The following is a 20,667-nucleotide window of genomic DNA, read 5'->3' on the forward strand; positions in this document are numbered from 1 at the left end:
TCCATAAAGGTTGCTGCAGCAGCGCCGGCACTGTGTATAGATAATTAAAAAATTTCAAGTGGTAAACCCGAAAAAGACAAGCAGCTACATTTTTACAAACTCTACCCGCCGGTTTTGCATTTTGCCTTCTTTGGTTTTGTTATCGGCTACCGGTGCTGTTTCGCCTTTGCCTTCTGATGCAAGCCGGCTGGCCTCAATGCCAAACTCTTTCATCATCAGTTCCTTTACAGCAGCAGCCCGCTGTTTCGACAATTCCATATTGGCCGCATCATCGCCGTCGTTGCTGGTATGCCCAATGATTTTGATGTTCAGCGTTGGATTTTCCTTCAGCACCGTTGCTACTTCGCGGATCACGCCAAAGGACTCCGGTTTAATCACGGCGCTTTGAAAATCGAACAGGATACCGGTGGTGCTGAACTTGCCTTCCTCCACCAGTTTGTGCCGTGTATCGGGCAGACCCGTGGCCACTTTTATATTGGATACAAACAATCCGATTTCGCTTTCCTGGTAGTTCGATCCTTCGAGTTGGAAATAGATCTGGTTCACGGTATCGGCGGTGCTCATGGCGCGGGGAATGTCAAACACCTTGCTTTCGTTTATCCATAACCGTAACCTTGTTTTTTGCACCTGGATGCTGTAGTGCACCACCTTATTGAACGCAGCCTGCGTTTCGCCGAGGTCCATTTTATTGCTTAAAAAAACACTGTTGCGTTTTACCCGGCTTTCTACCTGCGCCAGTGCATAGCTGCCAAATCCAAACTTCACTTCGGTGCTGGCGTGTTGTGCCTGGTCGCGCAGAAAAACGTTATCGGCCGGGTCGGTGCCACCGCTGCTAAACAGGCCAAAGCTCCAACCGGGCAGGATATATCCTTTCACTTTCGGCTCGAAGTAAAACATCAGGTCAAACTCGATGGTGTAATTGTCGCCAAAGCTTTTGGTGTTGCCGGAGAGGTAGGTATTGTTTTCAAAAATGCGCAGCCATTTGCCCTGCTGGCTGTTCAGTGTCATCACTTCGCCTTTGCCGCTGCTGTTCCAGGTAAGCGGCAGCTCGCCAATGGCGTCCTGCGCAAAATCTTCGGCATAGATCACCCGTTCGCCGGGCACAAAATCAAACTTGGAATAGCCCACCACTTTGGCCGGAGCGGCACTGGCGGCATCGTCAGTTGCCTCTTTTGTTTCGGCTTTGGCAACGGCTGGTTGCGCTGCCGGTTTTTGGGTGGGCTTGTTGGCGGGTTTGGCAGCCTGCGGGTTTTCGAGGTCGTCGAGGGCTTTATCCATGGCCTGGTCCACCCGTTGGTTTACCCGGTTTTGCACCTTCGATTTGGCGCGGTTCATCAGGTTGTTGATTTGCGCCTGCATGCTCAGGGAAAAAACGAGCATTAGCGCCAGCAGCATTGGTTTCATTCCGGTTAGTTTGGTTGTGGGTTAAATGTTTTTTGTATGGATACAAAAAATAATATGCGCAAAACTAAAGGCCTTTGCGGTGCATGGCAATAGCATAAGCGGGTTATTATAGGAAAGGTGTGGCTGCCGGATAGCCGGGGAGAATCCTGCGGTTTTCTGCTCCTTTTTTATCAAAGCCGCTGCAGGCCGTTTGCACCGTTCCCACATAAATGTGTGGTTTTGCTGCTGAGCTCCCGTAAGTTCGGGGCAATGATTAGCTTTGGCTGGCATATATGAGAGGTTTGACCTTACTGCTGCTCGTGTTGCTGGCTGCTACTGCGCAAAGCCAGAGAGGGCTTGCTTTTATCCGACTTTCTACCGACGACCGAATTGGTTTGGCCAGCAACGTAGTAACCGCCCTGTACCAGGATGAAAAAGGTTTTATCTGGACCGGCACTGCCAACGGGCTGCAGCGGTTTGATGGCGGCAAATTCATTCAATTCAATACCGCAAAAGAAGGCAGCGACCCACTGCCTGATGCCCCAACCGAGCAGATTGTGCCGGCGGGCCCGGCCTCGCTGATCTTGTTTACCCCACACCTCCGGGAGTTTGGCCTTTTTCATACACGCCAGCTTACCTACAAAAGAATTCCTTTAAAAAACAAGCGGCCCATCGGTGCCCGGGACGAGTTCAGGTTGTACCGCATTGCGGGTGGAAAAGTGCTCTTGAGCATCATGGGGCACGAGTTGCTGCAATACGATTCCGCATCCAACGCGTTTATGCCTTATACAGAGGTGGCCGTGCCCGCGGGCTGGCGCATTGGGCTGGGCGCCGTGTTTGAAGACAAATTGAAGAACCAACTGTGGCTCGGTTGCGACAGCGGCCTGGTGGTTTACGACCGTGCCTCGAAGCAAACCTGGACCAAGCACAACAACCCACGCAAACTGCCCATTTTTGCCAACACCAAAATCCAGAACAATATTACCGAGCTGTACATCGATGCCAAGCGACGGCTTTGGATCTTTTCGTGGCCATCGTGGGGCACGGGCGGGCAATACAAGTTTTGCCTCGACAGCACCGGCCGGTTCCTGGACCGCGATACCGTTGGCTTGAATTATCCCGGGCCGGGCTATTCGGAATACCGCCATTTTTACGAAACAAAAGACGGCACCCTTTGGGTATACGGCCTTAATACTTTTATCAGTTACGACGATGCCAGCGGCAGCTTTTACCACAATAAAGCCGAAGAAGGTTTTACCAGTCTTTCAGTGGATTATAAATTGATCAACCAGATCATCCAAGACCGCGACGGCAGCCTGTGGATTGCCACCGACAAAGGCCTGTACTTTGCGGCTTATGGCAGCACGGAACAATCGACCAACAACCTGATTTTTAGTTCCTCCAAAGAGCAGGTATCCATCACCGATATTTTGCAAATGCCCAACGGCGATTACTGGTTTGCCTGCTGGGGCGCCGGCGTTAAAATTATCAGGCCGGATTTTTCGGTAACCAAAAGCGAAGTGTTTGTCCAAAAGCCGCCACCAGCGCTGCCGCCCGATGCATGGAACGTGGCACGCCACCTGTGGACGCTGTGCCGCCAAAGCAGCACCGGCAAAGTTTGGATGGGCAGCAATGGTGGCTACCTTTCCATTTATGACCCCGCCACAAAACAAACCGAATACACCCGCCCACCGATTTTGAATAACCATACCATCCGCTTTATTGGTGAAGATGCCAAAGGCCGGATGTGGCTGGGCACCTACGGCGGCCGTGTGGTAAAATGGGAGAATGGCGCTTTTACACTGGTGCACGACCTGGGCACCGTGGTGTATAAAATTTTCCCGGACAAAGACGGCTGGATTTGGGTGGCCACCCATGAAAAAGGCCTGTATGCATTGGACGGCGAAACCGGCAGGATTTTGCAACACTACACCGCCAATGGAAAAGCAAACAGCCTTATGTTCAACTCCGGCACCGACATTGAGCAGTTGGACGATAGCACTATGGTATTTGGTGCAGGTGGCATTAACCTGATCAACAAAAAAAGAAAAACAGTACGTCGGTTAACGACAGAAGAAGGTCTGCCTTCGAACACGGTAATGCGACTGCGCATGGACAACAACGGCCACCTGTGGGTGGTGACTGCCAATGGCCTTTGCCGCTACAACCCCATCAACAACCGCATTACGCCTTATGGCCGCAGGGACGGCATTGTGCTGGCCGAACAAACCAACGCCACCGACTACCGCGCAGCAGACGGCAGCCTGCTGTTTGCCGGCGAAAACTCGCTGGTGATGTTCGACCCGAACACCTATCTCAATTTCCAGCCGCCGCCCGATGTTTCCATCACCGACTTCAGACTATTTAACCAATACCTGCCCGCCGACTCGCTGCTCAATTTGCCGCAGGTAAAACTGCAATCGGACCAAAACTCATTTTCCATTTATTTTTCTTCCATTTCGTTTGTGCAGCGCGATAAGATGACCTACTACTATAAAATGGAAGGCATCGATAAAGAGTGGATCCAGTCGGATGTGTCGAAGCTGGTGAGCTATTCGCTTCTTCCGCCAGGCCGGTATACGTTTAAAGTTTATTGCGAAACAATTGAAGGCATCCGCACTAAGGGTGTAACGCAAATAAAGTTCACCATTTTGCCTCCGTTCTGGCGCACCAAATGGTTCATCAGCAGCATGCTGTTTTTAATTGCGTTGGCCATTTATGGCATTCATAACATGCGGGTAAACCGGCTGCTGGCCGTGGAAAAACTGCGCAACCGTGTGGCCCGCGACCTGCACGATGATATGGGCAGCACACTCAGCACCATCAACATCCTGAGCTCGATGGCCAAAACAAAAATGAGCACCGATGCGGTAAAAACAACCGAGTACCTGAGCAAGATATCGGACAACAGCCAGCGCATGATGGAAGCCATGGATGATATTGTATGGAGCATCAAACCCAGCAACGACAGCATGCAGCGCATCACGGCACGTATGCGGGAGTTTGCCACCAATGTGCTGGAAGCAAAAGACATTGAGCTGCAGTTTTCCGTGTCGGAAGAAGTGCACGATGTAAAGCTGAACATGGAAGCCCGCCGCGATCTTTTTTTGGTATTTAAAGAGGCCGTAAATAATGCTGCAAAATATTCAAAGGCCGATCAAGTTTCGGTTTGCGTGGAACTGCACAAAAGGGCATTGGTGCTTACCGTGCAAGACAATGGCCGTGGCTTTGATGTGGCCAGCGCCGATGGTGGCAACGGCCTGGGCAACATGCAAAAACGTGCCGACGCCATGAACGGAAGGGTACGCATTGTATCGCAGCCAGGCGAAGGCACTAAAGTAACCGTGCTGGTGCCGGTCAAAAACTGACAAGTCAAAAGGCAAAACTGAAAAGCAAAAAGTTGACAGCCATAACACTTTTAGGTTTTGACTTTCGACTTTTGACTTATTTAAACCCTTCCTGAAAAAACTCCTATTTACCAACCAACTGCATGAACCGTTTCCTGAGCCAGAAGTTTCGATTTTATTCTTTTATTGCCATTGCCCTGCTGCTTTTTGTGCATGGCTACAACCTGCAGGTAGCTTACCTCGAACCATTCAGCCTGGTTAAGGAACCCATGACCATTACCACGTTCACCGAATATTTTTTGGCTAACGGACTGCTGCGATTTCGGTTACCCATGCTGTTTATATTCTCGGGTTACATTTTTGCCATGCAGGATCGGAAACCTTTTGGCGAACGCATCCACAGAAGGTTCAACACACTCATACTTCCCTACTTTGTTTGGGGCGCTGTTGGCCTAGGCATTACCTGGTTGTGGCAACAGTTTCCAATAACGGCAAAAGCAGTGCAGGATGCGGGCATAGACCAACTGGGCGACAACCGGCCTTACAGTGAAATTGGTTGGAGCGGCATCTTGTATCGCTGGGTGTTTGCGCCGGTGTCTTTTCAATTGTGGTTTGTGCGCAGCCTGTTTATTTACAACCTGCTGTATCCTGTTTTTAAATGGGCCATTGGCCGCATGGCGCCACTTTGGTTTGGCTTGCTGTTTTTATTGTGGGTTTCGTTTACCAGCTTTCCGCTTATTGAAGGACAAGGGTTGTTTTTCTTTTCATTGGGCATTTGGATTTACCGGCAAAATTACCCGCTGGACAAAGTGCCGAAATGGTTTAGCTACTACCTCGCGTGGTTGTTTTTTGTGGGCTTAGTGGTCATTAAAACATTCATGGCTTTTGAGTTGGAAGAACAAACTACTGCCACCCGCATCGTGTTTTCGGTATTGCATGTGATATCAGTATCGGCCGGCATTTTAGCCATTTGGTTTAGTGGCGACAAAGTGGTGAAATGGGCCATGAACCAACGATGGTTTACCTGGGCTGCGGCCTTTGCTTTTATTATTTATGCCCTGCATATTCCATTGCTGCCTTATGTAACGCAGTTGTTTTACCGTTATGGCACCGGCGTTCCTAATTACCGGCTCATTACATACCTTCTTGCACCTACACTGGTCCTTTTTACCTGCATTGCTGTTGGCGCCCTGTTCCGGAAAATAGCACCAAAAGCGTATGGATTGACGACGGGTGGAAGAGGATTTTAAGGAGCAGTGATAGTTGACAGTTTCTAGTGTAGAGTTAATGGTTTGTAGATTAATACACTTGCTGGTCATTGCGAGGCGAAGCGGTAGTTTCTTTAGTGTGTAAATGTGTGCGCCGAAGCAATCTCCATGTTCAGTTCTTAAAATAGATGTGCTGATAGGATAATAAAGCAAACAGGAGATTGCTTCGGCGCCGCAAACACAAGAGTGTTCCGGGTTCATGCTGCGCCTCGCAATGACAGATGAACTCCAACGCTATTTTCAATCAACTATCAACTATCAACTATCAACTGTCAACTACCAACTCCTCCCCTCGCTTTCCACATGAATATGCGGTTGGCCGCCTTTTGCTCAGCCTGTACTTTTGTAAAAAATGAGCGTAAATATGATTAAAGTCGTGCTGTATGAAGATAACCCGCAGTTGAGAGAGGGCCTGGCCATGCTGATCAACGGTACTGAGGGTTTTGAGGTGATGGCTGCTTTCAAAAACTGCAGCAATGTGGTGGCCGAAGTGCAGGCCTTTAACCCTGATGTGGTGCTGATGGACATCGATATGCCGGGTGTGAACGGCCTCGAAGGACTCAAGCACATCAGGGAAGTTAACGATGAGGTAAAGATCCTGATGCTGACTGTGTTCGACGACAACAAGAACATTTTCCAGGCAATTTCAAGCGGCGCCAACGGCTATATTTTGAAAAAAACACCGCCGGCCCGCCTGCTCGAGTACATTACAGAAGCACAAACCGGCGGCGCCCCCATGACTGCATCGGTAGCCACACAGGTGCTGAAGATGTTTTCGAACATGAATACATCTCGCGGCGACGACTACAACCTCTCGGACCGCGAAAAGCAGGTGCTGCAGTTCCTGGTCGATGGCTACAGCTACAAGATGATCGCCAGCGAAATGTTTATTGCCATCGACACGGTGCGCAGCCACATCAAAAAGATTTACGAAAAGCTCCATGTAAACAGCAAAAGCGAAGCGGTTGCCAAAGCTTTTAAAGACAAGATCGTGTAGCATAGAACTGCACCAGGTTTAAGCCCAACCCCGTACCAGCAACACTTACAACGATCAACAGATACGAACCCAAGCCACGCCTGCCGCGTGGCTTTTTTGTGTGGGGTACATTCCGCCAGGGCATTGGGTATTTACACGGGTGATGTGGGCCGTTTATGTGATAAACGGGTAAAAATGGGTGTAAATAATCACACTTTTATGCGATTGGTTTCGGCTATGCAGCATACTACTTTTGCTCTACAACCAACTGCAATGGAAACCATACTTAAATTTTCGGTCCTGCTTTTTTTGTCCATCACCTGGACCAACAAAACTAACTGTTACAAACCCTGCATCAAACTTGAGCTAAACGTAGCCAAAAAAGAAGTAAAAGAAACAGGACCCAAACAGGAAATGGACGGCTTCTGGCTGACCCAGTTCCTGGTGGTGGAAGGATAACACCGCACCAAACGGTGTTGTCCCGCCTCTTACGTTTTTATCTGGACCATTGTACCAACTACATGCTTATGAAAGCGGCTGCACCCCGTAAGGTGCGGCCGTTTTTTTTACCAAAATAATCACTTGTTTAAACCACATAGCCACCAAGGCTAAGTCGGGAACCTAGAACATGTCATGCCGAACTCGTTTCGGCATCCCCTTCAGCCTCCGGAGTTTGGTGCATGTAAGGAGCTGCCAAAACGAGTTCGGCATGACAACCCTACAGTTGAACCAAGACAGCTTAATCACATTTTGCAACAAAATCTTACACAGAACTCACGAGCCCTGCGGCCACATTCATATTGATAAAAGTCAATGCCATTTCTTGCCCAAACGCAATGGTGCAGGTGCCGTTCCATCGGTAGCTTTGTACTACTTATTACAACAACATGGTCACAAAACAAACCATCAGCATCATAGGCGCAACCGGCAGCATGGGCTCGGCCATTGCCAAAAGCCTGGCCGGCGGCAACTACCGGTTGTTGCTGAAAGCCAATAACCGCGAAAAGCTGGAGGCCCTGGTTGCCGATATTAAAAATACCCATCCCCAAGCCGATGTGGAAGGCGCTGCCTGCCCCCGCGACGCCAGTTGGGAAGCCGATATCATTATTGCCGCGGTGCCCTACAGCGCTGAAAAAGAAGTGGCTGAACGCATCAGGGAAGTGGCTACGCAAAAAATAGTGATTTCAATAGCCAACCCGCTCAATGAAACCTTCGATGGGCTGCTGACCCCTGCCGACACCAGCGCCGCCGAAGAACTGCAACAGCTACTGCCCCACTCCAAAGTGGTAAAGGCGTTCAACACCAGCTTTGCCGCCAACTTTGCGCAGCCCGATTTCAACGGTCAGCGTGCCGATGCCTTTATTGCAGGCAACGATGCTGATGCACTTGAAACAGTTTCTGAAATGGTGCAAGCCGCAGGCTTCAACCCGGTTATGGCTGGAGATCTTTCAGCGAGCCGCACATTGGAACACATGCAGTTGTTGCTCATCAGGCTGGGCCTGCAAAATGGCTACAACTGGCATGCAGGCTGGAAGGTATTGCACTAAGCCAAACAGGCCACCAGCGTTCCATGGAGCCTTGTAAGCGTTTTCAGATACGACGGTTGGTCTTGCCGTTTCAAAAAACGGCCGTTTAAAAATCATCCAGTTTGGTTGTAATAAAAACGCCGGGCAGCAAGTGCACAACTTGTCGCCCGGCGTTTTTTTATGCGCAAAAAAGGGCCCTGCTGCTGGTATAGTATTTTCATCAACTAGCGCCGTTATCCGGGGAAACTTGCTTATCAACCAACTGCCCCTAACTTGGTGCCCGATTTTTTACCCAACACCAATTGGTGGCCGGGTATCAACAACAACCGGTATAGCTAACTCAAAAATTTATGGCTTCAGGACTTTTTGCCCTTTTAGATGATATTTCGGCGCTGGTAAAAGCAAGTGCCGCTACCCTGGATGATGTGCCCACGCAGGTGGCCAAAACCACCGGCAAGGTTTCCGGCATCGTGATCGACGATACGGCCGTAACACCCAAATATGTGGTGGGTCTCGATCCGTCTCGCGAATTGTCCATCATTTTCAATATTGCCAAAAAGTCGCTGATCAACAAGCTGCTGATCCTGAGCCCGGCGGCTTTGCTGCTGGGGTATTTTGCGCCCTGGGCCATTACGCCCATCCTGATGCTGGGTGGTGCATACCTCTGCTACGAGGGGTATGAAAAAGTGCATTCGATGTTCAGCAAGCACCACGAGGAAACACCGGAAGCCGAGGATGTAAAAGTAATCACGCCGGAGGAACTGGAAAAAGAACGCATCAACAGCGCTGTGCGTACCGACATTATTTTGTCGGCAGAGATCATGGCCATTGCCTACAGCCAGGTGGTTGATGCGCCGCTGGTAAACCAGATTGTGGTGATGCTTGCGGTTGCCATTTTTATTACAGTTGCCGTGTATGGCTTTGTTGGGCTTATTGTAAAAGCCGATGATATTGGTGTGCACCTGGCGCAAAAAAAGTTTCATCCCGCCACGCAAAAATTCGGTCGTGGCATTGTAAAAGCCATGCCGCATTTTTTAAACATATTGGGTTATGTGGGCACCGCTGCCATGCTGTGGGTAGGCGCCGAGATTATTGCCCACGGCATTCCGTTTACTGCGCATTTACTGCACGACCTGGAGCATGCGCTGGCGCACATACCTGCAGTGGCTTGGCTGGCCAAAGCCTTGATTTGCGCTATTGGCGGTTTGATCCTTGGCTTTATCATTGATAAAATTGTGAAAGCAGTAAAAGCTGTTTGGCCTAAAGGCAAACCGGAAGTGGCTTAAATTTCCTCAGCTAAAAAGTAGTCGGCGCAGATGTCTGTTGTCTTTTTAGCCCTTTAATGTTTAGCGGCCTCTTTGTCATCCTGAGCGCAGCGAAGGATCTGAGCCCGCGCTTATACAAAATTCGAACAGCCACGTAGTCTAAAATTTATTCGATCATTCATGCTTTGCATAACTCAGATGCTTCGCTGCGCTCAGCATGACAAAGGGCAAGTCACCGATGAAGCATAAAAGCAAGAACTTCCTTTAAAAAGAAAATAGCCCAAATAAACAGCAGCCTGCATTTGCAATGATTTTACATCATTGCAAAGCGGGCTGCTGTTTTATGCACAATACCCCTTCCAGCAAATACTTTTTTTCAAAAAAAACCGGGCAACACCTGATGCGTGTTGCCCGGTTAGCATTCTATCTTTTTATAAATAAATGGTCTGTAATGCTGTTCTAAAAACATGTTTCAAAAGAACACATTCAACAGTGCATCCGCTTTAATGCGCCCTGAAATTCCACTTCGAATTATCGCTGTTGAAATCAAATTCCGCAAGTGTAGGCGAACTGTCGCCGATGGAAACTAGCGCCAGCTTCTTATTGGACCCCGGCACCACTTTCGGCATGATCCGGAATGTACCATCGGTTAACTGGTCGATGCGCCACAATTGCTCCGGCGCACCGGTAAATTCGGGAACGGTGGTCAGTTCGGCATCAGCCGTTGCGGCCAGTGCACGCTGGGTTCCGGCAATTACGATCTTGTAATACGGCCCACCCAGGTAGCCTTCGCCGGGCACCGCAGTAATGGTCCATCTCTGGTGCGGACGGGTCATATAATCGCCAGTGCGCACCCCTATGTTGCCCGAGGGCCAGGTTTTGATCACATCGGCCAACTCCTGCGAGGGCACCGGTTTTACCGGCTCGTCGTTGTTGCGGTTAAAGCGCATACCACCAGGCATGCGTACAAAATCAACAATCAGTTCCAGCGCATAACCCCTGCGCTCCGATTCAATTTCATAAGTGCCTTCTTTGAACACATCGCCGGCAACGGGCCAGCCGTTTTTCCACAACAGGGGCCGGATGCCCAACACGCTGCGGCCGCTTTGGTCCAGGTCGGCCTCGTAGTGCAGCGACATTTTTTCAACGCCTTCTTCCAGCACCACGCGGCCAAAGTGACCGGGGCCCATCACGCGGTTGCTGGCGGCCACCACCATTTTACCACCACCACGCAGCATATCCCGGCCCATATTATCGAGGTAAGGACCGGTTATTTTTTTAGAACGGCCCACAACAATGTTGTAGGTTGAGTTGGCGCCATCGCAGCAGGTGCCATGTGTACCCAGCAGATAATACCAACCGTCGCGGTATTCCAGGTCGGTGGCTTCGCAGTCGATGGCAATATCAATGGCTTTGTTGCCTTCTTTACGGGCACCGGTTTTAGGGTCCAGTTCTATAAGGCGGATAAAGCCAAAATAAGTGCCGTACGAAAGCCACAAGCGGCCATCCGTGGGGTCGAGCAGCAAGCCCGGGTCAATGGCGTCGTTGTCTTCCATATTGGCAGACTGCGCCACCACGATGGGATCGGAATATTTAAAATCGGGCGATTTTGGATCCAGCGTTTTGTTCCACATGGTGTTGATCTTTCCATCATGGCCGCCGCCCAGTCCGCCACCGGTTGAGCCGTAAGCAATCAGGTAACGGTCGCCAATTTTAATTACATCCGGCGCAGCGCCGCCACCTGGCCGTACACCACCGCCATTCCAGGTCCAGCCGTCTTCAGAAATCAGTCCACCGCTGCCGGTGCCAAACGTATAATACTTGCCATCACTCATCATGATGGTAGACGGATCGTGAATAAACGGTTTGCCAATTTGCGCCGTTGCCGTACCGGCAAAACAAGAGGCCATAAGTGCTATTGCACCCAATATTTTTATGTTCATGCTAATGTTCATTGTTCGTTTAAGAAATTAAACTGGAGTGAGGAGTACGCCTTACTCGTAAGTGATGGTGAGGCCTTTGATGGGTTGTCCTTTTTCATCCAGGAAACGCACACAGAAATCACTCATGCCGGGGCCGTTGATCACTGCACCGCGAATGATATTCTTTCCCTTGTTCAGCGTAAGCCGGTTCGATACTACGTCGTCCATCACCATGCGGCGGTCGCCCGAAAGCAGTGCGGCCTCTTTGCCGTTTACCCACCACATCGAAGCAGAGTTGGAACCAATGGCCATGCGCACATTTTGCTTTTCTTCGGGACTGTTTACCACGGTTACGGCCCAGAACACCACACCGTAATAAGGCTTGTACAAGCCATAAGCAAAACGAAACAGTTTTACATTAAACAGGTTGCTTTCCAGTGCATGCCAGGCCAGTTCCTGCGTGCCCACTTTTACTTTGTCGCCGTGTTTGGGAACAACAGTTTTTTGCTCGGGAAAATACAGCGTGTCGAATGCGTGGCGCAGGTAGCTGTCGGTAAAAACGGTGTTGGTGCGGTTGGGTTTGCTGATGGGTTCCAGCAGCAGCCAGCGTTGAATAAATCCGTCGGCATCAGGGGTTTTTGTTTTGGTAGTGGCTGCCGAAAAATACGGGGCAATGCTCCGCGTAGTGTCAGTTTTGGCAGTGACGCCGGTGCTACCCTTTGATGCTGCGGAACAGCCCTGCAATGCTGATGCGGCCAGCACGGCAAAGCCCACTGCACACAGCAGTGTCTTACTTGTTTGAATCATTGTGGGTCCTTAAAAATGTTTGAGAAAATTGTTCAGCGCAAGTGGAGCATATTCAACGCGGCCTAAAGCTACTGCACGAACGTACAGCTTGCCCGGCCCCATCGTTAATTAACGTTGCAAAATCGCTGGAGCGCATACAAGTTTGGTGTAAAAAGAATATAACGATGTGCCACCAACAAGTTTAGGCAAGCATTACACTGCTATACCAAAAGCTTTACCAGCCTGCATTGCGCTTGCCTTTCAGCAACAGTTTTAGTTCTTTTCAAAAAAAATTGACACAGTTGTTTACGACGAATGTTGTGGATAAATTATTTGCAAAAACGCTTGAACAAATGCGGAGAAAAAATTGGGACAGGCGCTAAAAAAGAAAACCGGGCAACCCTTCGAAAAATCTCGAGTTGTCCGGTTCAATGTGGAGGACAACGGAGTCGAACCGATGACCTCTTGCATGCCATGCAAGCGCTCTAGCCAGCTGAGCTAGTCCCCCATTTTTTGTAAGATCTTTCCGCACCGTTTCCGTAGCGGGTGGCAAAAATAAGGGAATAGATAAAATTATTGGTACAAATTTTTTGGCAACAACAAAAAATTTTAGACATGCAAAAAGGAAAGGATCCGAAAGAAGTACGCCCACCACAGGAACAGGAACTTCCGGGAAGCGAGCAGGAAATGACGCCCCAGCCCGTGTCGGAGCGGCCCAAGCTGGCTAAAAAACTGGAAGGAAAAGTGGCACTTATTACCGGTGGCGACAGCGGCATTGGTAAAGCGGTTGCCATTTTGTTTGCACAGGAAGGCGCCGATGTGGCTATTTCTTACCTCAACGAGGATGAAGACGCCGAAGACACCCGCAGCAAGGTGGAATCGGAAGGACAGAAATGCCTGTTGCTTCCCGGCAACATCCGCGAAGAAGGTTTTTGCCGCATGCTGGTGCAGGAAACAATCGACACATTGGGCCGCCTCGATATACTGGTGAACAATGCAGCTACGCAGTTCCCGCAAAAATCATTGCTCGATATTTCGGCCGAGCAATTAAAGGAAACATTTGAAACCAACATCTTTTCGATGTTTTACCTCACCAAGGCTGCCCTGCCGCATTTGAAAGAAGGCGCAGCCATCATCAATACCACTTCGGTTACGGCATACCGTGGCAGCAAAGAACTGCTCGATTATGCCAGCACCAAAGGCGCTATCGTGGCCTTTACCCGCAGCCTGGCGCAATCGCTGGCCGATAAAAAAATAAGGGTAAACGCAGTGGCCCCCGGCCCCATCTGGACGCCGCTCATTCCGGGCAGCTTTGACGCGGAAAAAGTGGCTTCGTTTGGATCGGATGTACCGATGGCCCGCGCCGGCGAACCGGCCGAAGTGGCCACCAGTTACCTGTTCCTGGCCAGCGAGGATGCATCGTATATGACCGGCCAGGTGCTGCACCCCAACGGTGGCGAGATTGTGAATGGCTAAACATAGCGCCGCAACAACTGGCACAATAGTTACCACATTTATTGCAGGTACTAAGATGAACTATTCAATTGCGCAACAATAAAAACATTTCTTATGGAACAGAACCACGAACACGAAAACCGTTTGAAAGGATTGAAAAATGACCTTACCCCGGGACGTACCGACCGCAACCTGCTATCGGAAAGCCGCAGCGAGGCACCCATCGACCAAGACCGGTCGGTGCGGGAAGATGTAGCTTCAGATGCATCGGATGAAAACTACGCCGATGAAGAGTTGAACGATCCGAATTATTTTGAAAAAAGAGCAGGTAAGGATGTACGCAAATAAGCGTAAGCATTATCGCTTCAACGTTTACACAACTTGATTATAAGCCGCATACACTGCGGCTTTTTTTATGCTCCTGTTGCAAACAAACGAAACGTGCACAGAAAGGAAAAAGAATTGAACAGGCGCAATACATTATGCGAAAGCAACAACATGCAGCAAAAAGAAGATGATGAAAGACCTAAAGCGGGAAAACGAGTACAGGCCTATGTTGCAGCAGGGTTGAAAAGGGAAAGCGTACCCTGCTGCTTCACGGGTGATGGATTAAAAAGGTGTAGGGTATTACTAGTGGGTTAACTGCTTACGATGCGGGGAAAAATGTATTGCCTGAAGCCGCTCTATAGCCGTTGGAACTGCGAAACCACGCAAAGAAATTGTGCACTACATTTTGCCACCACGAGTTGGTGTGGCAGGTTTGCGTTTCGTGGTAATCGGCGCGTTGCATTTTTACTTTTACCAACACCATTTCCGGCGCCTTTTCTTTGGCTCCTTCCACAGGCGCTACATTGCTTACTTCTTCGGGGTCGGTTACAACCCATGCGGTGCCGCTTACCTGCAGGAAAAAGCTTTTGCCCTTGCGGTAAAAATCAAGGCGCACAGGAAAGCCATTGTCAAATTCGCGAACGCTTTGGCGCGGCTTGGGCACCCAAAACCATACATAACCATAGTCGTCCACTTCCTGGCAACTTACTAGCGCCGTTGGAAATTTCAGTACCGAATCACTGAGGTTAAATAAAATGGCACTCCCAAGGTCTTCAACCTTTTCCTTCAGGAAATGCAAATGTTGATTAGTAGCCATAAGTACAGCGTTTATTTTAGATGTGGGAACACTGCAATAACTCCAAATTAGATACCACATTTATTGCTGCTGATAACTCATCCTTTTTGCAAAAAGCGGTGGGTAAAATTGTCTACATGAGTTGGCAGCCACGGCTTTTGGCTGGCACTATTTTTATAAATACACAGGAAGATTAAAAAAACAAAAATCATCTATTTATGGCAAAAGCTTCCAGAGCAGCAGCTCCTGCAAAAAAAACCGCTGCTGCTAAAAAAATGCCTGCACAAAAAGGTATGACCGCTAAAGCTGCACCCGCAAAAAAATCAGCAGCATCCAAATCATCCGGCAGCGAAGAAACCAAACTGAAAGAGCTGTTTGTTGATGAATTAAAAGATATTTATTACGCAGAAAAACTGCTGTTGAAAACAATGCCGAAACTGGCAAAAGCAGCTACATCGCAAGAACTGAAAGCCGCTTACCAGCAGCACATGACCGAAACCGAAGGACAGATTGCCCGCCTGGAGCAGGTGTTTGGCATACTGGGCCTGCCCGTGCGTTCGAAAAAGTGCGAAGCCATGGAAGGCCTTACCAAAGAAGGCACACAGGCTATTGAAGATACCGACAAAGGCACCGCTACCCGCGATGCAGCGCTCATCATCTCTTCGCAAAAAGCAGAGCACTACGAGATCGCATCTTACGGCAGCCTGGTACAATTGGCAAAAACAATGGGACACAATGACGTAGCCCAACTGCTGGGACAAACACTGGCCGAAGAAAAATCGACCGATGAGAAATTGAGCCGCCTTGCAGAAAGCAGCATCAACGTTCGTGCAGAAGCAGAACCGCAATAAATAAAACAACAGGAACAGTAGCAGCCGGGCACAGCAATGTGCCCGGCTTTTTTAATAAACAACCGCTATAGTCCATTCACTCTTAACGATTCACCTTTCACGTTTGACGTTTGACGTTTAACGTTCAACCTTCACCACTCTGGTATGTTTTTACAATATTGAACTAATACATAAACCCCACACATGGAAACCGGGCAATTATCGCATCGCGAATTTTTGAAGCTGGATAAAGACTACAGCAAGGCGGCGCTTGCTGCCGACCTGCAATATGTGAGCGACACCAGCAGCGGCATTACGCGACAGCGAAAAGGTTCGGGCTTTGCTTTTTTGCTGGATGGCAAAACGGTAAAAGACAATGAAGTGTTGGAGCGCATTCGCAAACTTGCCATACCACCAGCGTGGACGCAGGTATGGATCTGCACCCGCGAAAACGGCCATATACAGGCCACCGGCGTTGATGCCCGCGGCCGCAAGCAATACCGCTATCATGCACAATGGCACGAGCTGCGCAACGAAACCAAGTTTCACCGCATGTACGAGTTTGGTAAACTGCTGCCGTCGCTTCGCCTGCAGCTGGAAGAAGACCTGGCCGGTAAAGGCCTGAGCGAAGCAAAAGTAATTGCCACCGTCATCAGCCTGATGGAGCGCACTTATATCCGCATCGGCAACAACGATTACGAAAAGCTGTACGGCTCGTATGGGCTCACCACACTCAAAGACAAGCATGTAAAAATTGAAGGCGATAAAATTCATTTTTCGTTCCGGGGTAAAAAAGGCGTGGACCACAACATCAGCCTCAAAAATCGGCGGCTGGCCAGGGCCGTGCAGGCCTGCCGCGAAGTGCCGGGCAAAGAATTGTTTCAATACATTGATGATGAGGGCAACCGCAAATCGATCGATTCGGGAAAAGTAAACGCATACATTAAAGACGCCACGGGCGGCGATTTTTCGGCGAAAGATTTCAGGACCTGGGCTGGAACATTGAGTGCACTGCGTGCCTTGAAAGGCCTCACTGCTGCCACCGAAAGCGACATTAAAAAAAACGTAGTGCAGGCGCTGGATGAAGTAAGCAAAGCACTGGGCAATACCCGCACGGTATGCAAAAAATATTATGTGCATCCCGGCATCATCAGGCTGTACGAAGAGCAAGGCCTGAACAAATATTTAAAGGAACTCGACGCCATCGAAAAGCCCGATGAACTGACCGGTCTTACATCGGAAGAGCGGGTGTTGATGAAGATTTTGAAGGAGCTGGTGTAAATGCAAACCTTCCATTTGCCTGCATAAAAAAAGACTGCCCACGGGCAATCTTTTACGTTTGTATACAGTGGTTTACATCCGGTTTTAGCTAGTCTTTTTGCTGGCTGTTTTACCTGTAGTCTTTCTTGCCGTTTTCGCGGTCGTTTTTTTAGCCGATGCTTTTTTTGGGGCAGCCCTTTTTGTTGTTGCTCTTTTAGCGGTTGCTTTCTTAGCCGTTGCTTTTTTCGCTGCGGCTTTTTTACCTGCGGTTTTTTTTGTGGCCGCTCTTTTAGTAGTGGCACTGCTGCTTTTTGTTGCTGCTTTTTTCCGCGGTACTTTTTCGCCTGCTTCCCGGGCTTCCGATAAGCCAATGGCAATGGCCTGGTTGCGGGAGGTTACTTTTTTGCCACTCCCCGACTTCAGTTTACCGGTTTTCATTTCGTGCAGCGCATCGCCCACCTTCGAGCTGGCGCCTTTTGAATACTTAGCCATTTGTTTGAAATTTTGGGTGAGTAAATAACAGGTGTTGCCTGCGTGTAAAAAAGGTACAATTTTTTAACCCTATTTCCTAAACCGCAGACAATGGAAAAAAGCAATAAACTCGCCAGTGTGCTTACTGACCTGGTGCGCATCAATAACGACCGCATAGTGGGTTATGAAAAAGCAATAGATGAATTGAAACCTGAGGATGAAGATCTGAAGATGTTGTTCAGGCGTTATGCAACGGAAAGCAGGCAAATGGTGACGGAACTCAACACCGAACTGTCGCGGTTGGGTGCAACACCTGTTGAAGGCACTACCCATTCGGGTAAGATTTACCGCGTTTGGATGGATTTAAAAACAGCCATTTCGGGAAAAACAAGAACAGCAGTTTTGGAAAATTGTGAATTTGGTGAAGATGCTGCGCAAAAAGCTTACGACCTGGCGCTGAACAGCGATGCTGACCTGGAACCCGAACAACGCGAAATGATTGTGCAGCAAAAACTTAGGCTGCGCATGGGCCACGATGAAGTGAAAAGACTGCGCGAACTGCACCAGGTGGGCAGTTGAGCAAGGTGCAAGTGAAGCACTGCAATTTGCTTCGATTTCAACTTTAGATTGTCAAAAAACCGGTGTACAACAGTTGGTAACACGACTCGCTGTAACCGGTTTTTTGCACTCAAAATAAACGCGATCATTGCACCGCTGCGTTTTGGCCTGTTATTTAGTAGAAGATTTGGGTACGGGTTGAATGAAAATAGCGCTTAAGCGTTACTGTAGTGTGTACCGGATTGCCCGGCCATTGAAACAAATCGGAACATAATGACGGCTCTTGCTCCTTCAGCACAAGCTTGCCTCGAAGCGTGGATCAACTGCGAAAACCTGTTGGCAGAAATTTCGTTGCGCCAGCCGGGCTATGCACACAGCCTTGAAAAAACCCTGGATGACTGTGCACTGATGTGCATGGAAACATGGCAGGCAATTAAAAGCAACGATCCCAATACCCGCAACATGATGCTTCTGTGCATTGGCCTGTGCGAAGAGTGCGCCGATGCCTGCAACCGCTACAATGATCCTTTCTTTAGCCAGTGTGCCCGTGCCTGCCGCAAATGCGCCAATCGCATGGCCGATGTCTCGCTCCAGTCTGTTTTACTCCAGTAATTTATTTGGTAAATATTGCAGCGTTGATTTGCAACACCGACAGGTGATGCTTGCAGCGTTATGCCTTTTGTATCACGCCAAACAGGAGCGCAATAATGGCTAGCAGTAGTACTACGTGCACCCAGGTGCCGGCGCTCCAGTAAAAAGTGCCTAAAGCCCAGCCAACGGCCAACAACACGGCCAATCCATAAAGTATGGTACGTTTGTACACAGGGTGTAGTTTTATTACACAAACCATACAGAAAAAATGCTGCCATCAATAACCCTTTTGTAACAATCGCCCATACAACCATCTGCCCTGCCATGCGTTCTAATTAGTTGGCGCAACCTTTTCATTGATCAGTACGTGGTTGCAGGCATAGCGGTGCATTGTTATTTGTAAAACATAATTGTTGCCAATACGGAATATGACTAAACTAAAGCTATACGGTAGAATATTGAGCGGTGCAGCCAAGGGCTTTATGAACGATCATGCACTTAAGTTCAGCGCATCGCTGAGCTATTACACCATTTTTGCCATGGGCCCGCTGCTCATCATTATTATTTCATTGGCCGGTGTATTTTTTGGCCGCGATGCGGTGCAGGGAACGCTGTATTCACAAATAAGCGGGCTGGTGGGTTCCGATGTGGCCATGCAAATTCAACAGATCATTGCCAACATACAACAGGCACAGGCCAGCAGCACGGGTGCCGTGCTGGGTGGTGTTTTCCTGGTCATTGGTGCCACAGGCGTGTTTACCGAAATGCAGGACTCCATCAACTATATTCTTTCGGTAAAAGCAAAGCCCAAAAAAGGGTGGCTCAAACTCATCATCAACCGGCTGCTTTCTTTTTCGCTCATAGTGGTGATGTCATTTATACTGCTGGCCTCCCTGTTGGTAAATGCATTGATTACTTTACTCAGCGACCGCATTATCGACGAGCTGATTCCCAACTATTCGGTGCAGGTATTGTACACGCTGAACACGTTGGTGATGCTGGTGGTGATTAGCCTCTTATTTACCGTAATTTTTAAAGTGCTGCCCGATGCAGTGATTGCCCTGAAAGATGCAATTGTTGGGGCGGTATTTACCGCACTGCTGTTTCTGTTGGGCAAATTTCTGATCGGTTACTACATCGGCAATACACGCCTCGGTATTACCTATGGGGCAGCGGCATCGGTCATTATTATTCTTTCGTGGATTTACTACACCGCCATCATTCTGTATTTCGGTGCGGAGTTTACCAAAATGTTTGCGCTGTATGCCGGCGGCGGTATCCGGCCAAAAGACACCGCCGTTTTTATCATTAAAAGCGAATCGAAAGAAGTGCCAACACTACAGGTGAAAGAAAAGGCAGCGCCTGTAAAGAAATAAAGACGCTGCTTGGGGCCAACGCTAAACAAGTAAAATATGGCGTTCAACACAGGACAAATGGCATAAATTTTTGAGTACCCTAATCATTATTGCGCCACCAGCATGTATTTCTAAACAGACGGGTATGAAAAATTTAAAGCAACCAGCATTTATTGTTGGCCTTCTCAGCATCTTACTTTTTATCGTCAGCGTGGCTGTAAAATCATATGGCTACCGCGGCAGTGATTATATCATTATTACCGCTACGGCGCTGGCCGGCATCACCTGGATCATGAGCATCATCAACGTCAGTACCCGCAGCGATATGAAGCCATTCCAAAAACGCTTTTGGCTGATTGCCGTAGTGGCCGCACCGCTCATTGGCGGCATGCTGTTTTTCATTTTGCACCAAAAGGCAAATAGGTTGACGACGTAAGTCGGAAAAGTGGGAAGACCGATGTCCGAAGACGGAAGTCGGAGGTCCGAAGAACAATTTATTGTATAAGCAAAATGTCCTGCAAGAAATGAACATGATTCATACTTGCAGGACA

20 protein-coding genes and 1 tRNA gene are annotated in these 20,667 nt (G+C 49.0%); 14 read left to right on the top strand and 7 right to left on the bottom strand.

Going from position 1 to position 20,667, the window contains the following annotated elements; genetic code table 11:
- Positions 1–84 precede the first annotated feature (84 nt).
- The gene (locus EPD17_RS18285; protein ID WP_132055942.1) at positions 85–1,404 is read right to left on the bottom strand and encodes an OmpA family protein; all 1,320 of its coding nucleotides are present in this window, start codon (positions 1,402–1,404) and stop codon (positions 85–87) included.
- 281 nt (positions 1,405–1,685) lie between these two features.
- Between EPD17_RS18285 and EPD17_RS18290 the strand changes: the two genes are divergently transcribed.
- The 6 genes from EPD17_RS18290 to EPD17_RS18315 all read left to right on the top strand — a co-directional run bounded on the left by EPD17_RS18290 (position 1,686) and on the right by EPD17_RS18315 (position 9,786).
- On the top strand, positions 1,686–4,751 hold the full coding sequence (locus EPD17_RS18290) for a sensor histidine kinase (protein WP_165929661.1): 3,066 nt from the start codon (positions 1,686–1,688) through the stop codon (positions 4,749–4,751).
- A 122-nt stretch (positions 4,752–4,873) separates the two neighbouring features.
- Positions 4,874–5,980, top strand: a complete 1,107-nt coding sequence (locus EPD17_RS18295; RefSeq protein ID WP_132055944.1) for an acyltransferase family protein — start codon at positions 4,874–4,876, stop codon at positions 5,978–5,980.
- 382 nt (positions 5,981–6,362) lie between these two features.
- Complete coding sequence (locus EPD17_RS18300) at positions 6,363–6,995, top strand: response regulator (RefSeq protein ID WP_114235532.1); 633 nt, start codon at positions 6,363–6,365, stop codon at positions 6,993–6,995.
- A gap of 252 nt (positions 6,996–7,247) precedes the next feature.
- The gene (locus EPD17_RS18305) at positions 7,248–7,433 is read left to right on the top strand and encodes a hypothetical protein (RefSeq protein ID WP_132055945.1); all 186 of its coding nucleotides are present in this window, start codon (positions 7,248–7,250) and stop codon (positions 7,431–7,433) included.
- Positions 7,434–7,861: 428 nt separating this feature from the next.
- Positions 7,862–8,521 carry an NADPH-dependent F420 reductase gene (locus EPD17_RS18310; RefSeq protein WP_132055946.1) on the top strand — a complete coding sequence of 220 codons (660 nt, stop codon included), beginning with the start codon at positions 7,862–7,864 and terminating at the stop codon, positions 8,519–8,521.
- 329 nt (positions 8,522–8,850) lie between these two features.
- On the top strand, positions 8,851–9,786 hold the full coding sequence (locus tag EPD17_RS18315; protein ID WP_132055947.1) for a DUF808 domain-containing protein: 936 nt from the start codon (positions 8,851–8,853) through the stop codon (positions 9,784–9,786).
- Between the two features lie 482 nt (positions 9,787–10,268).
- On the opposite strand, the gene EPD17_RS18320 is transcribed toward EPD17_RS18315, so the two are convergent.
- From EPD17_RS18320 to EPD17_RS18330, 3 genes are all read right to left on the bottom strand, one after another.
- The gene (locus EPD17_RS18320) at positions 10,269–11,708 is read right to left on the bottom strand and encodes a family 43 glycosylhydrolase (protein WP_132055948.1); all 1,440 of its coding nucleotides are present in this window, start codon (positions 11,706–11,708) and stop codon (positions 10,269–10,271) included.
- Positions 11,709–11,759: 51 nt separating this feature from the next.
- On the bottom strand, positions 11,760–12,494 hold the full coding sequence (locus EPD17_RS18325) for an acetylxylan esterase (RefSeq protein WP_132055949.1): 735 nt from the start codon (positions 12,492–12,494) through the stop codon (positions 11,760–11,762).
- Between the two features lie 413 nt (positions 12,495–12,907).
- Positions 12,908–12,981 (bottom strand) — tRNA-Ala (locus tag EPD17_RS18330).
- A gap of 107 nt (positions 12,982–13,088) precedes the next feature.
- Here EPD17_RS18330 and EPD17_RS18335 point away from each other — a divergent pair.
- The gene (locus EPD17_RS18335; protein ID WP_132055950.1) at positions 13,089–13,949 is read left to right on the top strand and encodes an SDR family oxidoreductase; all 861 of its coding nucleotides are present in this window, start codon (positions 13,089–13,091) and stop codon (positions 13,947–13,949) included.
- Between the two features lie 93 nt (positions 13,950–14,042).
- Complete coding sequence (locus EPD17_RS18340) at positions 14,043–14,276, top strand: hypothetical protein (protein ID WP_132055951.1); 234 nt, start codon at positions 14,043–14,045, stop codon at positions 14,274–14,276.
- 298 nt (positions 14,277–14,574) lie between these two features.
- Here EPD17_RS18340 and EPD17_RS18345 read toward each other — a convergent pair whose 3' ends face one another.
- Entirely contained in the window at positions 14,575–15,072 is a 498-nt protein-coding gene (locus tag EPD17_RS18345; RefSeq protein WP_165929662.1) for a pyridoxamine 5'-phosphate oxidase family protein, read from the bottom strand.
- A 197-nt stretch (positions 15,073–15,269) separates the two neighbouring features.
- Between EPD17_RS18345 and EPD17_RS18350 the strand changes: the two genes are divergently transcribed.
- Both EPD17_RS18350 and EPD17_RS18355 read left to right on the top strand, forming a co-directional pair.
- Positions 15,270–15,902 (top strand): YciE/YciF ferroxidase family protein, encoded by a 633-nt coding sequence (locus EPD17_RS18350; protein WP_240040668.1) that lies wholly within the window; start codon positions 15,270–15,272, stop codon positions 15,900–15,902.
- 183 nt (positions 15,903–16,085) lie between these two features.
- Entirely contained in the window at positions 16,086–17,162 is a 1,077-nt protein-coding gene (locus EPD17_RS18355; protein WP_132055953.1) for a DNA topoisomerase IB, read from the top strand.
- Between the two features lie 84 nt (positions 17,163–17,246).
- Here EPD17_RS18355 and EPD17_RS18360 read toward each other — a convergent pair whose 3' ends face one another.
- Complete coding sequence (locus tag EPD17_RS18360) at positions 17,247–17,633, bottom strand: DUF6496 domain-containing protein (RefSeq protein WP_132055954.1); 387 nt, start codon at positions 17,631–17,633, stop codon at positions 17,247–17,249.
- A gap of 90 nt (positions 17,634–17,723) precedes the next feature.
- Between EPD17_RS18360 and EPD17_RS18365 the strand changes: the two genes are divergently transcribed.
- On the top strand, positions 17,724–18,191 hold the full coding sequence (locus EPD17_RS18365) for a ferritin-like domain-containing protein (protein WP_114235437.1): 468 nt from the start codon (positions 17,724–17,726) through the stop codon (positions 18,189–18,191).
- Between the two features lie 252 nt (positions 18,192–18,443).
- Positions 18,444–18,782 (top strand): four-helix bundle copper-binding protein, encoded by a 339-nt coding sequence (locus EPD17_RS18370; RefSeq protein ID WP_132055955.1) that lies wholly within the window; start codon positions 18,444–18,446, stop codon positions 18,780–18,782.
- A gap of 58 nt (positions 18,783–18,840) precedes the next feature.
- Here EPD17_RS18370 and EPD17_RS18375 read toward each other — a convergent pair whose 3' ends face one another.
- A complete protein-coding gene (locus EPD17_RS18375) occupies positions 18,841–18,993 on the bottom strand; it encodes a lmo0937 family membrane protein (RefSeq protein WP_240040669.1) in 153 nt (50 codons plus the stop codon).
- A 196-nt stretch (positions 18,994–19,189) separates the two neighbouring features.
- Between EPD17_RS18375 and EPD17_RS18380 the strand changes: the two genes are divergently transcribed.
- Both EPD17_RS18380 and EPD17_RS18385 read left to right on the top strand, forming a co-directional pair.
- A complete protein-coding gene (locus EPD17_RS18380; RefSeq protein WP_114235434.1) occupies positions 19,190–20,137 on the top strand; it encodes a YihY/virulence factor BrkB family protein in 948 nt (315 codons plus the stop codon).
- 124 nt (positions 20,138–20,261) lie between these two features.
- Positions 20,262–20,552 carry a PLDc N-terminal domain-containing protein gene (locus tag EPD17_RS18385; protein WP_114235433.1) on the top strand — a complete coding sequence of 97 codons (291 nt, stop codon included), beginning with the start codon at positions 20,262–20,264 and terminating at the stop codon, positions 20,550–20,552.
- Positions 20,553–20,667: the final 115 nt, after the last annotated feature.

The organism is Pseudocnuella soli, assembly GCF_004347775.1.
Classification (GTDB): Bacteria; Bacteroidota; Bacteroidia; order Chitinophagales; family Chitinophagaceae; genus Flavisolibacter; species Flavisolibacter aquaticus.

Coding starts and splice junctions, on each gene's coding strand:
- EPD17_RS18285 (WP_132055942.1), bottom strand. CDS start 1,404: ATGAAACCAATGCTGCTGGCGCTAATGCTCGTTTTTTCCCTGAGCATG.
- EPD17_RS18295 (WP_132055944.1), top strand. CDS start 4,874: ATGAACCGTTTCCTGAGCCAGAAGTTTCGATTTTATTCTTTTATTGCC.
- EPD17_RS18300 (WP_114235532.1), top strand. CDS start 6,363: ATGATTAAAGTCGTGCTGTATGAAGATAACCCGCAGTTGAGAGAGGGC.
- EPD17_RS18305 (WP_132055945.1), top strand. CDS start 7,248: ATGGAAACCATACTTAAATTTTCGGTCCTGCTTTTTTTGTCCATCACC.
- EPD17_RS18310 (WP_132055946.1), top strand. CDS start 7,862: ATGGTCACAAAACAAACCATCAGCATCATAGGCGCAACCGGCAGCATG.
- EPD17_RS18315 (WP_132055947.1), top strand. CDS start 8,851: ATGGCTTCAGGACTTTTTGCCCTTTTAGATGATATTTCGGCGCTGGTA.
- EPD17_RS18320 (WP_132055948.1), bottom strand. CDS start 11,708: ATGAACATAAAAATATTGGGTGCAATAGCACTTATGGCCTCTTGTTTT.
- EPD17_RS18325 (WP_132055949.1), bottom strand. CDS start 12,494: ATGATTCAAACAAGTAAGACACTGCTGTGTGCAGTGGGCTTTGCCGTG.
- EPD17_RS18335 (WP_132055950.1), top strand. CDS start 13,089: ATGCAAAAAGGAAAGGATCCGAAAGAAGTACGCCCACCACAGGAACAG.
- EPD17_RS18340 (WP_132055951.1), top strand. CDS start 14,043: ATGGAACAGAACCACGAACACGAAAACCGTTTGAAAGGATTGAAAAAT.
- EPD17_RS18345 (WP_165929662.1), bottom strand. CDS start 15,072: ATGGCTACTAATCAACATTTGCATTTCCTGAAGGAAAAGGTTGAAGAC.
- EPD17_RS18350 (WP_240040668.1), top strand. CDS start 15,270: ATGGCAAAAGCTTCCAGAGCAGCAGCTCCTGCAAAAAAAACCGCTGCT.
- EPD17_RS18355 (WP_132055953.1), top strand. CDS start 16,086: ATGGAAACCGGGCAATTATCGCATCGCGAATTTTTGAAGCTGGATAAA.
- EPD17_RS18360 (WP_132055954.1), bottom strand. CDS start 17,633: ATGGCTAAGTATTCAAAAGGCGCCAGCTCGAAGGTGGGCGATGCGCTG.
- EPD17_RS18365 (WP_114235437.1), top strand. CDS start 17,724: ATGGAAAAAAGCAATAAACTCGCCAGTGTGCTTACTGACCTGGTGCGC.
- EPD17_RS18370 (WP_132055955.1), top strand. CDS start 18,444: ATGACGGCTCTTGCTCCTTCAGCACAAGCTTGCCTCGAAGCGTGGATC.
- EPD17_RS18380 (WP_114235434.1), top strand. CDS start 19,190: ATGACTAAACTAAAGCTATACGGTAGAATATTGAGCGGTGCAGCCAAG.
- EPD17_RS18385 (WP_114235433.1), top strand. CDS start 20,262: ATGAAAAATTTAAAGCAACCAGCATTTATTGTTGGCCTTCTCAGCATC.